The sequence below is a fragment of the Micromonospora sp. NPDC047521 genome, assembly GCF_055587305.1.
Genome location: NZ_JBVJGN010000003.1, coordinates 511,653 through 525,995, shown reverse-complemented (window position 1 = coordinate 525,995; position 14,343 = coordinate 511,653). Strand labels below are relative to the sequence as shown.

Genomic DNA, 14,343 nt, shown 5'->3' with positions numbered 1-14,343 from the left:
GGCACCTTCCATTCGCGACTGCGGGGCTCCGCTGCGCTGCACTCCTCGCGCTCATCAGAGCGCACCCTTCGTGCTGGGGATCGCACCCGCCGCACGCGGGTCGATCGCGGTGGCCTCGCGCAACGCCCGGGAGACCGCCTTGAACTGTGCCTCCACCACGTGGTGCGCGTCCGGGTGACCACCCGGGCGGGCCGCCCGCAGCACGTCGACGTGCAACGTGACCCGAGCGGCCTGACCGAACGACTCCCAGATGTGCCGGGTCATGCTCGTCGCGTACACCGGCCCGATGTACGGCGCCAGCAGCGGCTCGTCGTGCACCACGTACGGCCGGCCGGACAGGTCGACCGCTGCCCGCACCAGCACCTCGTCCATCGGAACTGTCGCCGAACCGTACCGTCGGATGCCGGCCTTGTCGCCGAGCGCCTGGTCGAACGCGGCGCCCAGGGCCAGCGCGGTGTCCTCCATCGTGTGGTGCGCGTCGATCTCCAGGTCACCCACGGTGCGTACGGTCAGGTCGAAGCCGCCGTGCCTGGCGATCTGGTTGAGCATGTGGTCGTAGAAGCCCACGCCGGTGCTGATCTCGGCGGCGCCGGTGCCGTCGAGGTCGATCTCGACGAGGACCTTGGTCTCCTTGGTGATCCGCTCCACCCGGGCGGTCCGGCTCATCACACAGTCTCCATCGCAGAAAGGAAGGCGTCGGTCTCGGCGGGGGTGCCGGCGGTCACCCGCAGCCAGCCGGGCAGACCGACGTCACGGACCAGCACACCCCGGTCCAGCAGGGCACGCCAGGCGGTGGCCTGGTCGCCACCGGTCTCGAAGAGCACGAAGTTGGCGTCGCTGTCGGCCACCCGCAGACCGCGCTCGCGCAGCGTCGCCACGATCCGGTCCCGCTCCCCCATGATCGCGCTCACCGTACCGAGCAGGGCGTCGCGGTGCGCGAGCGCCGCGCGCGCGGCGGCCTGGGTCAGCGCCGACAGGTGGTACGGCAACCGGACCAGCTGCACCGCCTGCACCACCGCCGCGTCGGCGGCCAGGTAACCCAGCCGGCCGCCGGCGAAGCCGAACGCCTTGCTCATCGTCCGGGTGACCACCAGCCGCGGGTGACCGGGCAGCACCGCGAGGGCGCTGACCGTGCCGGGTCGGGCGAACTCGGCGTACGCCTCGTCGACCACCACCATTCCGGGCGCCGCGTCGAGCACGGCGGCGACCACCGACGGGTCCAGTGCGGTGCCCGTGGGGTTGTTCGGCGAGCAGAGGAACACCACGTCGGGCCGGTGCTCGCGCACCTGGGCGACCGCCTCGTCGGCGGTCAACCCGAAGTCGACGCCGCGCCGCGCCGGCACCCACCGGGTGCCGGTGCCGAGCGCCAGCAGCGGGTGCATCGAGTACGCGGGGACGAAGCCCAACGCGCTGCGCCCCGGGCCACCGAACGCCTGGAGCAGCTGCTGCTGGATCTCGTTGGAGCCGTTGGCCGCCCACACCTGCTCGACGGTGAGCCCGTGCCCCAGGTAGCCGGCCAGGTCGGCGCGTAGCGCCACCGCGTCCCGGTCCGGGTAGCGGTTCAGGTCGCGCAGCTCGGCCGCGAGCGCCTTGCCGATCGCCTCGACCACCGGCTCGGGCAGCGGGTACGAGTTCTCGTTGGTGTTGAGCCGCACCGGCACGTCCAGTTGCGGCGCCCCGTACGGCGTCAGCCCGCGCAGGTCGTCGCGGATCGGCAGATCCTCCAGGCCCGTCACGCCGCTCCTCCCGGGAAGCGGGCCTGGACGGCCTGGCCGTGCGCCGGCAGGTCCTCCACGTTCGCCAGGGTGACCACGTGCGGTGCCACGTCGCGCAGCGCGGCCTCGGTGTACTCGATCAGGTGCACACCGCGCAGGAAGGACTGCACGGACAGCCCGGACGAGTGCCGGGCGCACCCGCCGGTGGGCAGCACGTGGTTGGAGCCGGCGCAGTAGTCGCCGAGCGACACAGGCGACCAGGCGCCCACGAAGATCGCCCCGGCGTTGCGTACCCGCAGCGCCCACTCCCGCGCGTCGGCCGTCTGGATCTCCAGGTGCTCGGCCGCGTACGCGTCGACCACCCGCAGCCCGGCCTCCAGGTCGTCCACCAGGACCACGCCGCTCTGCTCACCGGTCAGCGCGGTGGTCACCCGCTCGGCGTGCTTGGTCGCCGGCACCTGCCGGGCCAGCTCCCGCTCGACCGCCTCGACGAGCGCCGGCGACGGGGTGACGAGCACGCTCGCGGCCAGCGGATCGTGCTCGGCCTGGCTGATCAGGTCGGCGGCGACGTGCGCCGGGTCGGCGGTGTCGTCGGCCAGGATGGCGATCTCGGTCGGGCCGGCCTCGGCGTCGATGCCGACCACGCCGCGCAGCAGCCGCTTCGCCGCGGTCACCCAGATGTTGCCGGGGCCGGTGACCAGGTCGACCGGATCGCACCGCAGCTCACCCGCCGGGTCGACAGCCGAGCCGTACGCCAGCATCGCCACCGCCTGGGCGCCGCCGACGGCGTACACCTCGTCGACGCCGAGCAGCGCGCACGCGGCGAGCACCCGAGGGTCGGGCAGGCCACCGTTGTCCTTCTGCGGCGGGCTGACCACCACCAGCGACCGCACCCCGGCCGCCTGGGCCGGCACCACGTTCATCACAACCGTCGACGGGTACATGGCGAGCCCGCCGGGGACGTAGAGGCCGACCCGGTCGACCGGCAGCCACCGCTCGGTGACGGTGCCACCGGGCACCACCTGGGTGACGTGGTCGGTACGCCGCTGGTCGGCGTGCACCCTGCGGGCCCGGCTGATCGACTCCAGCAGCGCGGCACGCACCGCCGGGTCGAGCACCCCCTCGGCCTCGGTGATCGCCTCGACGGGCACCCGCAGCACCTCCGGCGAGATGCCGTCGAACCGTTCGCTGGCCTCCCGGATCGCCGGGTACCCATGCTCCCGGACCGCCTCCACCAGCGGGCGGATCCGCTCGACGGCCACCGACACGTCGAGCTGGGCACGGGGCAGCAGACGGCGCGGGTCTCCGAGACCGTCGCGCAGGTCGATCCGATTCAGCACCCTTGCGAGTCTAGGCGGCCCGGCCGCAGCTCACCCGAGCCGCCCGCCCGCCGGGACGGTGAGCCGGGCCACGCCCCGCCGGACGGGATTCGTTAGGCTCGACCACGTGACCGCACGGCTGCCGGTGTTCCCGCTCGCAACGGTGCTCTTTCCCGGGTTGGTGCTGCCGCTGCACATCTTCGAGGAGCGTTACCGGGCGCTGGTCCGGCACCTGGTGGACCTGCCCGAGGGTGCCCCGCGCGAGTTCGGCGTGGTGGCCATCCAGGCCGGCTGGGAGGTCGCGCCCGCCGGGCCGGGCGGGCGACCCGTCCCCGGTGTCGGCGAGGTCACCCTGCACGAGGTGGGGTGCACCGCCGAGCTGCGCCAGGTCACCGAGCTCGCCGACGGCGGCTTCGACATCGTCACAGTCGGCCGACGCCGGTTCCGCATCGCGGAGGTCGACGAGAACGCCGCGCCCTTCCTGACCGCCGAGGTCGAGTGGCTGCCCGAGCCGGCCGGCGCGGACGAGGTGGCCGATCTGCTGGCCGCCCGGGTCATCGCGGTGTTCCGGCAGTACCTGGGCCTGGTCCGCTCCGACCCGGAGGAGATCTCCGAACAGCTCCCGGAGGACCCGACGGTGCTGTCGCACCTGGTGGCGGCGACGGCGGCGCTGACCGTCGACGACCGGCAGCGGCTGCTGGCGATCGACGACACCGCGGCCCGGCTCCGCGCCGAGCTGCGGTTGCTCAACCGCGAGGCGGCTCTGTTGCGCCAGGTGCGGGCGGTTCCGGTGCCGCTGTCGGAGCTGGCGTCCCCGCCGACGCCCAACTGAGCGACGCCAACTCGGGCTCCGGCCGCAGCGACGGCCACCGCGACCAGCCCGCCAGCAGGGTGTACGTGATCGCGGCGCCGAACGCCGGCAGCAGCAGGTTGCCGTGCGGCACCGGCAGCACACCGAGCAGCCAGTCGACGCCACCGGCGCGCAGGTCGGCGGGTTTGGTGAACGCCTGACCGTCCGGCGCGGTGTCCAGCAGCCGGTCGAAGGTGGCAAGGCCCACCCGCCGGCCCACCTGCCAGGCCACCGGCGCCGCGGCCACCGCGCCCAGCACCACGGCGAGCAGGCCGACCGGGCCGCGTCGGCGGCGCAGCACGAACCACACGACGAGGGCCGCGAGCACCCCGAAGGCGAGACCGAGCAGGCTGAACCAGCCGTCCGCGGCGATCGGCTGCTCCGGCTGCGGCTCGGCGTAGATCGCCCCCTCGGCGGTCTTGAGCACCGGCGTGTCCGGCGCGAGCGCGGCCCAGAGCAGCCCGAGCGGCGCGCCCAGCACTGCGATCGCGAGCACGAAGCCCAGCACCGTCAGCACCGTGCGCGACTGGCCACGCGGCTCGTCGGGCGGCGCGGGCCGGTCGGTCTCGTCGACAGGCCGGTCGGTCTCGTCGACAGGCCGGTCGGTCTCGTCGACAGGCCGGTCGGTCTCGTCGACGGGCCGCTCGGGGTCGGGGTTGTCCGGGCTCACCCGATGATCCTCTCAGGCCCGGCGGTGGGCCAGGGCGCCGGTGGCGGCAGAGCAGCTCACCGGGCGAACGGCTCCACCATCATCGCCGCCGCGCGCAGCCACGCCTGCCGGGTCTCGGGCTGAAGCTGGTGGTACTCGATGGACGACCCGGTCTCCAGCGCCGGGTCGTACGGCACCACCGCGACACCCCGGGTCCGGGTGGCGAAGTGCCGCTCCAGGTCGTCCTGGAGGGCGGACCGCCCAGCGGTGGGACAGGAGATGAGGGTGATCGCGTTGTCGGCCAGCTCGCTCATGCCCTCCTCGTGCAGCAGGTCGAGCATCCAGTCGGCGCTGAACGCCGCGTCCTCACGGGGCACGGTGGTCACCACCAGCTGGTCGGCGGCCTGCATCACGGTGCGCCAGTTGGGGCTCTCCACGTTGTTGCCGGTGTCCACGCAGACCACGTCGTGGGTCCGGCGCAGCAGCTCCAGCACCCGCCGGACGGTGAACTGGTCGAGTCGCTGCGCGAAGCGCGGGCTCTCCTCGCCGGCCAGCACGTCGTACGAGCCGTCGGAGGCGTGCCTGAGGAAGTCGTCCAGCCGGTCCAGCAGGGTCGCCCCCTCCAGGATCTCGATCTGGGCCAGCTCGCCGATCAGGTGGCGAATGGTCCGGGCGTGCCGGGCGCTGCCGGCGCGCAGCCCGAGGGTGCCGCGCAGTTCGTTGTCGTCCCAGGCCAGCACGCCCCGCCCGCGCACACTGCCGACCGTGGCGGCGGCGAGGACGGTGGCGGTGGTCTTGTGCACCCCGCCCTTGGGGTTGGCGAACGCGAACACCCTTGGCGTGCCCAGGTCCCGGCGGAGCACCCCGGTGGCCCGTTCCACCTCCTGGTCGACGCCCTGCGGCCGCCACTCGATGCGGGGCGGGTAGCCGCGCTCGGCGACCGCCGAGCCGATCGACGGCGCGGGTGGCAGCGTAGGTGGCGGTGCGACCGGCGGGGCGGGTGGCGGGATCACCGGCGGTGCGGGCGGCGCGACGGGAGAGGGCGCGACGGGAGGGGGCGCCGCGACCGGGTAGCCCGTCTCCGGCTGGTAGCCGGTCTCCAGCAACGCGTAGCGCGACTCGACAGGCGGGCCACCCTGGCGGTAGCCGTTGTCCAGCAACGCGTAGCGCGACTCGACCGGCTCGGGTGGCGGTGCCGGCGGCTCGGGTGCGGCCCGGTACGTCGGCTCGGGCCGGTAGTCCGGCTCCGGCCGGTAGGTGGGCTCGGCCCGGTAGGCGGGCTCGGAACGGTAGTCCGGATCGGCCCGGTAGGCGGGTTCGGCCCGGTAGTCCGGCTCCGACCGGTAGGTGGGCCCGGAGCGGTACTCCGGCTCCGAGCGGTAGGCGGGCTCGGCCCGGTAGTCCGGTTCGGCCCGGTAGTCGGGCTCCGCCCGGTAGGCCGGCTCGGCCCGGTAGTCGGGCTCCGCCCGGTAGGCCGGCTCGGCCCGGTACGCGGGGTCGACCCGGTAGGTCGCCTCGGCCCGGTAGGCGGGCTCCGCGCCGTACGACAGCTCGGCCGGATGCCCGATGGCCGGCGCGCGCCCGGCGTAGCCGTTGGGGGCCGCGCGTCGGGGCAGCGGATCCGGTCCTGGCTCCTCGGCCCGCCGGTCGGGCTCGGCCTGCTCGGCGGCACGGCCGCCCAGCCGGGCGCGGTCCAGCAACGCCCGCCACCGCGGCGCTGGTTCGGCCGGCCGGCCCCAGCCGGTCTCACTGCCCTCCACGGCCCGCCCTCCCAGCACCATCGATCTCCGTCTGACAGGCTACGAAGGAAACACTATTCGGACCACACCTCAGGACGCACACCGCCCGGCACAGATCACGACGGGGTGGGGGCGAGCGGGCCGACTTCGGTCACGTCCTGGGAGGTGGTGACGCTCGGCACGGCCGACTCGGTCGCCACCACCGACGACGCGTCCGGTGACGGAATAGTGACGAGCGGTGCGGGTTCCGACGATTCGCCCACCGACGCCGAGGGCAGAGGGGCGGGCCGCGTCGACGCCGTGGCCCCGGCCGGGCGCGACGTCGGGCCCGGTCCGGTGTCGACAGGCGGGCGGACCACGTCGCGCTGTTCGGGAAGCGGCGGGGTGAAGACCGCGCGGTCCAGCCGGTACACCTCGGGGGCCGGGTCGACGGCACGTACCGCCGGCCGGGTTGCCACACCGCGCAGCACCTCGGGGGCGGCCCGGACGACCGCCGCGTACACACAGTCGCAGCCACCCCGGTACGCCGCCGCCTCCGCATCCGCCACCTCGGCGCCGTCGACGTACCGCGCGCGCAGTTCCCGCTCGTCGACGCCGTCGCCTGTCGTCGCGGCGGCCCGCGCCCGGTAGTCGGCGGCCTCGGTGGCCTTGCGGGCGGCAACCTCCGCCATCCCGGCGACGACGTCGTCCGGCACCCGCAGCGCCGGGATCCTGACGATCTCGGTCTGCCGCCCGGGCAGTGGCACCCGCCCGAAGACGGTCGAGACCGGCACGTCGCCGAGCACGTCCCCCAGGCGCTGCGGCGGAAGGTACGCGTCGAACGTGACAAGCGCGTACGTCCCGTCGCCGGTGGACGGCGTCGCGGTGGACAGGGCGGCCAGGTCCGCCGCCGCGGAACGCAGGTAGCCGGGGACGGAGTCGCCGTCGGACACCCCGACCCGGGTCACCTCGCCCACCGTCCGGTCGCCCACCGGGGCGTCGTCGGCCGCCCACACGGCGGTGCCCAGCACCGCCGCCAGGGAGACCAGCGCGGCCCAGGTGAGCACCCCGGACCGCCCCGAGCGGTCACCCAACCGGGCGACGCCCCGGGTCAACGGCGGCAGCAGCCGTTGGTCCAACTGCCGCAGCAGGTCGCCGGCGCGCACGGGCGGATCCCCTCGTCGGATCGGTGTCGGACGGTCGCCGCTCTAGTCACGCAGGATCTGAAGCGCGCGCTCCAGGTCGTCAGGGTAGTCGCTGACGAACCGGACCTCGTCCCCCGAACGGGGGTGCAAAAAGCTCAATTCGCGAGCGTGCAGCCACTGTCGGGCCAGTCCGAGACGGGCCGAGAGGGTGGGGTCGGCACCGTACGTGAGGTCACCCACGCAGGGGTGCCGCAGGGTGGAGAAGTGCACCCGGATCTGGTGGGTCCGGCCGGTCTCCAGCCGCACGTCGACGAGGCTCGCCGCCGGGAACGCCTCAAGCGTGTCGTAGTGGGTGATGCTCGGCTTGCCGCCGGAGACCACAGCCCACCGGTAGTCGTGGGTGGGATGCCTGTCGATCGGCGCGTCGACGGTGCCGCGCAGCGGGTCGAGGTGACCCTGGACCACCGCGTGGTAGCCCTTGTCCACCTCGCGGTACTTGAAGGCGCGCTTCAACGCCGTGTACGCCTGCTCGCTCTTGGCCACCACCATGATCCCGGTGGTGCCCACGTCGAGGCGGTGCACGACACCCTGGCGTTCGGCGGCGCCGCTGGTGGAGATGCGGTGCCCGATGGCGGCGAGGGCGCCGATGACCGTCGGGCCGGTCCAGCCGGGGCTGGGGTGCGCGGCAACGCCCACCGGCTTGTCCACCACCACGATGTCGTCGTCGGCGTACACGACGCGCAGGCCGGGCACCGCCTGCGGCACCACTGTCGGCGGGGCGACCGGGGCGGGCAGGGTGACCTCCAGCCAGGAGCCGGCCTTGACCTTGTGCGAGTTGGCCCGGGCAGTGCCGTCGACAAGCGCGTCCCCGGCGTCGATCAGGGCCGCGGCGGCGGTGCGGGAGAGCCCGAACAGGCGGGAGACGGCCTGGTCCAGGCGCATCCCGTCGAGGCCGTCGGGCACGGGCAGGGAACGGTGGTCGCCGCCGGCGGCGAACGCGGAGGTCATGCCCGCTCCCGCTGGTCGGCGGTGTTCGGGGTGGCGTCCGCGTCGCTCGCGTCACCGTCGCGGCCGGCCCGGCGGCCGTCGCGCTGACGACCTGTCAACTCCAGCAGGACGGCCAGCAGCACGCCGCAGACCAGCGAGCTGTCGGCCAGGTTGAACACCGGCCACACCTGGCCGTACGGGTCGAACAGGCTGATCATGTCGACCACGTGGCCGTGGAACGGCGAGGGTGCCCGGAAGATCCGGTCGACGAGGTTGCCCAGCGCGCCGCCGAGCACCAGGCCCAGGGAGATCGCCCAGGGCAGCGAGCGCAGGCGCAGCGCCATCCACACGATCCAGCCGACCACACCGATGGTGATCAGCGGGAAGATCCAGGTGTGGTCGGAGCCGATGCTCCACGCCGCGCCGCTGTTGCGGGTGAGGCTCAGGTAGACCAGGCCGCCGAGCAGCCGGACCGGCTCCCGGTCGGTCAACGCGCCAAGCGCGAGGTGCTTGGTGACCAGGTCGGCCAGCAGGGCCACCAGGGCGACCCCGGCGAGGATCGCGACGGCCCGGGGCCGGGGCTTGCCGCCACCCGGCTCACTGCGGCCCGGCTCGGCGGACGGTGCTGCGGTCATTCGCTCCCCATCGACAGTCTCGGCGGTGATCGCTCACCGTCCCATCGCCGCCGGGGAACGGACCTCAGCGCCGCTCCTCCAGCTGCTTGCACGTCACACACAGGGTGGCCGACGGGAAGGCGGCGAGGCGCTCGACAGGGATCGGGTTGCCGCACCGCTCGCACCAGCCGTAACCACCCTCGTCCAGGCGCTCGAGGGCGCGCTCGACCTGCGTGATCCGTTCCAGGATGCTGTTGGCGAGTGAGATCTCCTGCTCACGCTCGAACGTCTTGGTGCCGGTGTCGGCCTGGTCGTCCCCGGCCGAGTCGGTCAGCCGGTCGCGCTGCAGCTCGGTGATCTCGCTCAGCGTCTGATCGTACTCGGCGCGAAGCTCGTCCCGCCGCGCCGCCAGCGCCGCGCGGATCTTCTCGGTCTCCGCCGCGCTGCGGGTGACCTTGGCCACCGCCTTGCGGCCGGCGGTCCTCGTGTCGGCTGGCTTCGCCATGGTCGCTCCCTCGGCCGCGGAACCGCGTGGTCCACGGTTCCTGGTCAGGGGGCGCCAACCAGGGCGTCCCCTATGTACAAAAAGGGGCGCACGGCGACGATGGCCGCGCACTCCGGAGGTTCGCAAGGATACGGAACGTACAGGCGTCCGACAACGTGCCGCACCGTCGTACCGCTTAACTGCCCCGAGACCCGCCTAACTGGGGCAAAAGGAACGCTAGCAGATCAACGGTCTGAGTCGTCCCCGTACTCCCCAAACCATCGGGCCAGCCGACCCCGACGGCTGACCGCCCGCAACCGCCGTTCGGCGGCGTCACGCACCCCGGCGGTGGCGACGATCAACAGGCTGTCGCCGGTCTTCAGCCGGGTGTCCGGGCCGGGCACGAACCCCACCCCGTCACGCAGCACCAGGGTCACCGAGGCACCGACCGGCAACCGCAACTCGTCGACGTGCACCCCCGCCAGACGGGACCCCTGCGGCACCTCGAGCTGGAGCAGGTCGGCCCGCATCCGCTCCAGCGGAGCCGTCTCCACGTGGATCTCGCTGGCCTCGGCCGGCGCCGTGATCCCCAGCCGGCGGGCCAGCGGCCCGAGTGTCCCGGTCTGCACAAGCGTGAAGATGACCACCAGCACGAAGACCGCGTCGAACAACCGCTCCGCGCCAGGCACCCGCTCGGAGAGCGGAATGGTGGCCAGCACGATCGGCACCGCACCGCGCAACCCGGCCCAGGACAGGAACGCCTGCTCGCGCAGACCCACCCGGAACGGCACCGCCGACGCCGCCACCGACAACGGTCGCGCCAGCAGCACCAGCGCCAACCCCGCGACCACCGCCGGCAGCACCGCCGCGTCCAGCCGGCCCGGCGAGACCAGCAGACCGAGCAGCACGAACAGGCCGATCTGCGCGAGCCACGCCAACCCGTCGGCGAAGCCGAGGATCGCCCGCCGGTGCGACAGGCGCGCGTTGCCCAGCAGTACCCCAGCCACGTAGACGGCGAGGAACCCGGAGGCGTGCAGCACCGCGCCTGCCGCGTACGCCAGCACCGTGATCCCGACCGCCGCGATCGGGTACAGCCCGGCCGCGGGCAGCGCGGCCCGGCGCAGCGCCCACGTCCCGGCCACGCCGGCGGCCACGCCCACCGCCGCGCCGACCCCCAGCTCGTAGACGACGAGCCCGGCCTCGTACCACCACGGATGCGCCCAGCCCGAATGCGACAGCAGCACCACCAGCAGCACCACTGGGGCATCGTTCATCCCTGACTCGGCCTCCAGCGTGGCCACCAGCCGCGGTGGCAGGCGCAGCCGGCGCAGCGTCGCGAAGACCGCCGCCGCGTCGGTGGACGAGAGCACCGCCCCGTAGAGCAACGCCAGCCGCCAGTCCAGACCCAACAGCAGGTGTACGGCGACACCGACGACCAGGATGCTGACCACCACGCCGACTGTGGAGAGCGCGGAGGCCAGCCCGAGCACCGGGCGCAGCGTGCTCCACCGCGCGGTCAGGCCACCCTCGGCGATGATCACGATCAGGGCGCAGAACCCGAGGGTCCTGGTCAACTCGACGTCGTCGAAGCGGATGCCCAGCCCGCCCTCGCCGATCGCCACACCCAACGCCAGGTAGACGAGCAGGCTTGGCACCCCGAGACGGGTGGAGAGACGCACCGCGCCGACCGCCACCAGCAGCACGCCCGCACCGAGCAGCAGCGCGATGTCCAGCCCCGGTGTCACAGCTGCCCGGCCCGGACGTTCCTCACTCGACGGATCCGTCGCGCAATCGGCTGAGCAGCCCGGACAGCTCCGGGCCGGGCCCGTCGACGAGGAAGAGCTTGTCCCGGCTGGCCGCGCCGGCCCGCAACGACACCGCGGCCTGCCGCACACCCAACGCGCCGGCGAGGGCCCGACGGGCCGCCTCGGTGGCGCGTCCGTCGACGGCCGGCGCGTGCACGGCGATCACCAGAGCCGGACCGTGCGGCCCGTCGAAACGGCCGCCGACCCGGTCCCGGGACGCACCGGGCTTCACCCGTACCGCCACGGTGAGCGTGTCCTGGGCGGGCACCGGAAGCCGCTTCAGATCGGTCGGACGTCGGCGAGCAGGACGGTGGCCGGCGCGCAGCGCGCACACGGGGTGAAGCCCAGCTCGACCGCCTCGGCGACCGGCAGCGTCTCCGCCGCCCGACCGACAAGGTGCGCACAGTGGGCGAGGTGGTAGCGGGGCCTGCCGTCCACCACCTGGACGGGATCGGGCAGCCGGGCCACCCGGGCCGCCTCGGCCGGGGTGACCGGCTGGGCGGCCGGTTCACCTGCCAACGCCTCGGCGGCCACCGCATCGACGGCCGACGCCCCGTCCGACGGCGCCGGACTCACCGGCGGCGACGACGCGCCGTCGACCGGGGCCACGAACGGGGCATCCCGGTCGACCGACGCGTCGAATGGTGAAGCGTGGTCGACCGGCGGCTCGGGTGGTTGCCGCCACCCGGTGCCGCCGGAACCGACAGTCGACGGCATGTGCTGCACCGGCACGTCCGGCTCGACCAGCGGCGGCCCGTGCGGAACACCCGACGTGGCCTGGCTGGCCGTACGGGGTGCGCGGGAGGTGCGCCGGTCGGACCGGCCCGGAGCCGCCGTGGCGCGGTTGGCAGCTGCCTGGCGGGCACCCACCACCAACGCGACGGCGGCCAGCAGACTGGCCGCGATGGAGATGATCAACATGATGCTGGAGCCCCCGGCCAGGCCGAGAACCAGCAGCACCACCGCGACGAGGATGAGCAGGAGACTCGCGACTATCACGGCTCACCCCCGCCGCTTCGTACCGTAAGAGCGGGGCCGGCGACCGTCACCATTGGCGCGATCGCCGGCCGGTGCTCAGCGTCCGGCTTCGAGGGCGCCGGAGCGCCCGCCACCGTACGAACCGGCGAGCCCCGCGGCGGCCAGCCCGTTGCCACCGGCGACCCGGCCCGCCTCGGAGCGGGTCATCTCGGCCTCAAGGCCCTGCCCGCGACCGTCGAGGTCACGCAGCTGGCTCTCCAGGTACGCCTTGAGCCGGGTGCGGTACTCGCGCTCGAACTGCTTGAGCTCCTCGATGTGCTTCTGCAGCGCCGTGCGCTTGGCGTCCAGGCCGCCCATGGCCTCCTGGTGCCGCTGGCGGGCGTCCCGCTCCAGGGCGTCGGCCTTCGCACGAGCCTCGCGGGTCACCTCCTCGGCCTTGCTGCGCGCCTCGGAGAGCAGCTGGTCGGCCTCGCGGCGGGCGTCGGACACGTGGTCGTCGGCGGTGCGCTGGGCCATCATGAGAACCCGCAGCGCCTGCTGCTCGCCGTCACCGGTGACGCCGGCCGGGCCGCCGGTCGCGCGGACCTGCTCCAGCTCGGCCTGCATCGCGCGGGCGGCCTGCTCGGCCGCCGACTTGTCACGCTGCACCCGGTCGAGCTGGGCCTTGACGTCGTTGAGCTCCGCCGCCAGTCGGGCGTCGCCGCCGGGGCCGGCGGGGGCACCGCCACGGCCGCCGCGCTCCACCTGGGCGCGCAGCTCGTTGTTCTCCTCGATGAGACGGGCGAGCTCGCGCTCGACCTCGTCCAGGAAGGCGTCGACCTCCTCCTCGTCATACCCCCGCTTGCCGATCGGCGGCTTTTTGAAGGCGACGTTGTGGACGTCGGCCGGGGTCAGCGGCATCGAAACTCCTCGGGTCAGTTGCGGCCGCGAAAGCGCGTCGGTCATCAGGCAGATGCCCTGATCGACGGCCCTAACACGAACTCCATCAGCACGAACAGGATAACCAGGAGCACAAGGGAGGCCAGGTCGATGCTCACGGTACCAATTCGCAGCGGAGGGATCACACGCCTCAACGCGTTGAGAGGGGGATCAGTGACGCTCCACACGGATTCCAATCCGGCCGACGCTCCACGCCCCGGCTGCCACCGTCGGCCGTACTGCAGGACGGCGCTCAGCACGAACCGGGACAGAAGAAGCAGCAGGAAGACATAAAGGATCAGGTACAACACTTGCAGCAAGATCGACAACACGGTCAGCGACGTCCCTCGGGTCGGGCGGGATCAACTCAGACTGAAAAAACCGCCCTCAGCGATCTTGGCCTTGTCCTCAGCGGTGACCTGGACATTGGCCGGTGAGAGCAGGAACACCCGATTGGTCACGCGCTCGATCGTACCGCGCAGCCCGAACGCCAGCCCGGCGGCGAAGTCCACCAGACGGCGGGCGTCGGCCTCGTCCATCTCGGTGAGGTTGATGATCACCGGGACCCCGTCGCGGAAATGCTCACCGATGGTGCGCGCCTCGCGGTAGGTGGTCGGGTGCAGCGTGGTGATCTGGTAGCGCTGCTCCTCCTCCTGCACCACCGCGCGCTCACGCGTCGTGGCCTGCGGCGCAAGGGCCAGGTTGTCCCGGGTGTGGTAGGTCAGCGCGCCGGACGTCTCGCCGGCCGACGACCGGGTGATCGACCGGACACTCGACCGCTCGACCCGCTCCGGACGCTCACCGTCACCACGGTCGGACTCGCTGACGCGCCCGTTCGACCGCTCGGAGAGCCGACCCCGCTCGCTGACCCGCGGCCGGGGAGCCGGCGGCTCCTCGGTGTCGTCCTCGTCCTCGTCGGCGAACTCCTCGGCGTACCGGCTCTGCCGGTACCGCGAGTCGCGGTAGCCACCCTTGTCGTAGCCACCGTCGTCGTAGGCCCGCTCGTCGTCTTCCTCGACCAGACCGAGCCAGACCCCCGCCTTGCGCAGTGCACCCATCCCGCGCCCTTCCGTCCGCCGTGCGGCACGCGCCCCCGTGCCATGTCGCCCGTCGCGAGTGGACAACCATGCCCATCGGACCGGAACGGCAATCCCCCGGCAC

General features: G+C 73.4%; 16 protein-coding genes. 1 reads left to right on the top strand and 15 read right to left on the bottom strand.

From position 1 onward, the window contains the following. Positions 1 to 54: 54 nt before the first annotated feature. The 3 genes from hisB to hisD are packed head-to-tail and all read right to left on the bottom strand — an operon-like array spanning position 55 to position 3,055. Positions 55 to 666, bottom strand: a complete 612-nt coding sequence (gene hisB, locus ACZ6N8_RS10110; RefSeq protein ID WP_357989976.1) for an imidazoleglycerol-phosphate dehydratase HisB — start codon at positions 664 to 666, stop codon at positions 55 to 57. Then, complete coding sequence (locus tag ACZ6N8_RS10105) at positions 666 to 1,736, bottom strand: histidinol-phosphate transaminase (RefSeq protein WP_466008975.1); 1,071 nt, start codon at positions 1,734 to 1,736, stop codon at positions 666 to 668. The genes hisB and ACZ6N8_RS10105 overlap by 1 nt, the downstream gene beginning before the upstream one ends. Continuing rightward, entirely contained in the window at positions 1,733 to 3,055 is a 1,323-nt protein-coding gene (gene hisD / locus ACZ6N8_RS10100; protein ID WP_466008973.1) for a histidinol dehydrogenase, read from the bottom strand. Before hisD ends, ACZ6N8_RS10105 begins: the two co-directional genes overlap by 4 nt. A gap of 106 nt (positions 3,056 to 3,161) precedes the next feature. Between hisD and ACZ6N8_RS10095 the strand changes: the two genes are divergently transcribed. Continuing rightward, a complete protein-coding gene (locus tag ACZ6N8_RS10095; RefSeq protein ID WP_466008972.1) occupies positions 3,162 to 3,866 on the top strand; it encodes an LON peptidase substrate-binding domain-containing protein in 705 nt (234 codons plus the stop codon). Here the strand turns inward: ACZ6N8_RS10095 and ACZ6N8_RS10090 are convergent. From ACZ6N8_RS10090 to ACZ6N8_RS10035, 12 genes are all read right to left on the bottom strand, one after another. Further along, the gene (locus ACZ6N8_RS10090; protein ID WP_466008970.1) at positions 3,781 to 4,554 is read right to left on the bottom strand and encodes a DUF2567 domain-containing protein; all 774 of its coding nucleotides are present in this window, start codon (positions 4,552 to 4,554) and stop codon (positions 3,781 to 3,783) included. The genes ACZ6N8_RS10095 and ACZ6N8_RS10090 overlap by 86 nt on opposite strands. A gap of 56 nt (positions 4,555 to 4,610) precedes the next feature. Continuing rightward, a complete protein-coding gene (locus ACZ6N8_RS10085; RefSeq protein ID WP_466008968.1) occupies positions 4,611 to 6,293 on the bottom strand; it encodes a MinD/ParA family ATP-binding protein in 1,683 nt (560 codons plus the stop codon). A 95-nt stretch (positions 6,294 to 6,388) separates the two neighbouring features. Further along, positions 6,389 to 7,417, bottom strand: a complete 1,029-nt coding sequence (locus ACZ6N8_RS10080) for a hypothetical protein (protein WP_466008966.1) — start codon at positions 7,415 to 7,417, stop codon at positions 6,389 to 6,391. A gap of 42 nt (positions 7,418 to 7,459) precedes the next feature. Then, on the bottom strand, positions 7,460 to 8,404 hold the full coding sequence (locus ACZ6N8_RS10075) for an RluA family pseudouridine synthase (protein ID WP_364362608.1): 945 nt from the start codon (positions 8,402 to 8,404) through the stop codon (positions 7,460 to 7,462). After that, positions 8,401 to 9,018, bottom strand: a complete 618-nt coding sequence (gene lspA, locus ACZ6N8_RS10070; RefSeq protein ID WP_466008964.1) for a signal peptidase II — start codon at positions 9,016 to 9,018, stop codon at positions 8,401 to 8,403. The genes ACZ6N8_RS10075 and lspA overlap by 4 nt, the downstream gene beginning before the upstream one ends. A 64-nt stretch (positions 9,019 to 9,082) precedes the next feature. Beyond that, complete coding sequence (locus ACZ6N8_RS10065; protein WP_139586058.1) at positions 9,083 to 9,502, bottom strand: TraR/DksA family transcriptional regulator; 420 nt, start codon at positions 9,500 to 9,502, stop codon at positions 9,083 to 9,085. A 224-nt stretch (positions 9,503 to 9,726) separates the two neighbouring features. Further along, positions 9,727 to 11,226, bottom strand: a complete 1,500-nt coding sequence (locus ACZ6N8_RS10060; RefSeq protein ID WP_364362606.1) for a potassium/proton antiporter — start codon at positions 11,224 to 11,226, stop codon at positions 9,727 to 9,729. A gap of 22 nt (positions 11,227 to 11,248) precedes the next feature. Then, entirely contained in the window at positions 11,249 to 11,554 is a 306-nt protein-coding gene (locus tag ACZ6N8_RS10055; RefSeq protein ID WP_466008961.1) for a DUF167 domain-containing protein, read from the bottom strand. Positions 11,555 to 11,565: 11 nt separating this feature from the next. Further along, complete coding sequence (locus ACZ6N8_RS10050; RefSeq protein WP_466008959.1) at positions 11,566 to 12,285, bottom strand: hypothetical protein; 720 nt, start codon at positions 12,283 to 12,285, stop codon at positions 11,566 to 11,568. Positions 12,286 to 12,360: 75 nt separating this feature from the next. Then, entirely contained in the window at positions 12,361 to 13,164 is an 804-nt protein-coding gene (locus ACZ6N8_RS10045) for a DivIVA domain-containing protein (RefSeq protein WP_139586062.1), read from the bottom strand. 44 nt (positions 13,165 to 13,208) lie between these two features. After that, entirely contained in the window at positions 13,209 to 13,514 is a 306-nt protein-coding gene (locus ACZ6N8_RS10040) for a YggT family protein (RefSeq protein WP_030334503.1), read from the bottom strand. A gap of 30 nt (positions 13,515 to 13,544) precedes the next feature. Further along, complete coding sequence (locus ACZ6N8_RS10035) at positions 13,545 to 14,240, bottom strand: cell division protein SepF (protein ID WP_466008958.1); 696 nt, start codon at positions 14,238 to 14,240, stop codon at positions 13,545 to 13,547. Between the last annotated feature and the right edge of the window lie 103 nt (positions 14,241 to 14,343).

What these genes read in the sequence shown, in the direction of transcription:
- ACZ6N8_RS10035 (WP_466008958.1), bottom strand. Translation starts at nt 14,240, where the DNA reads ATGGGTGCACTGCGCAAGGCGGGGGTCTGGCTCGGTCTGGTCGAGGAA.
- ACZ6N8_RS10065 (WP_139586058.1), bottom strand. Translation starts at nt 9,502, where the DNA reads ATGGCGAAGCCAGCCGACACGAGGACCGCCGGCCGCAAGGCGGTGGCC.
- lspA (WP_466008964.1), bottom strand. Translation starts at nt 9,018, where the DNA reads ATGACCGCAGCACCGTCCGCCGAGCCGGGCCGCAGTGAGCCGGGTGGC.
- ACZ6N8_RS10075 (WP_364362608.1), bottom strand. Translation starts at nt 8,404, where the DNA reads ATGACCTCCGCGTTCGCCGCCGGCGGCGACCACCGTTCCCTGCCCGTG.
- ACZ6N8_RS10045 (WP_139586062.1), bottom strand. Translation starts at nt 13,164, where the DNA reads ATGCCGCTGACCCCGGCCGACGTCCACAACGTCGCCTTCAAAAAGCCG.
- hisB (WP_357989976.1), bottom strand. Translation starts at nt 666, where the DNA reads ATGAGCCGGACCGCCCGGGTGGAGCGGATCACCAAGGAGACCAAGGTC.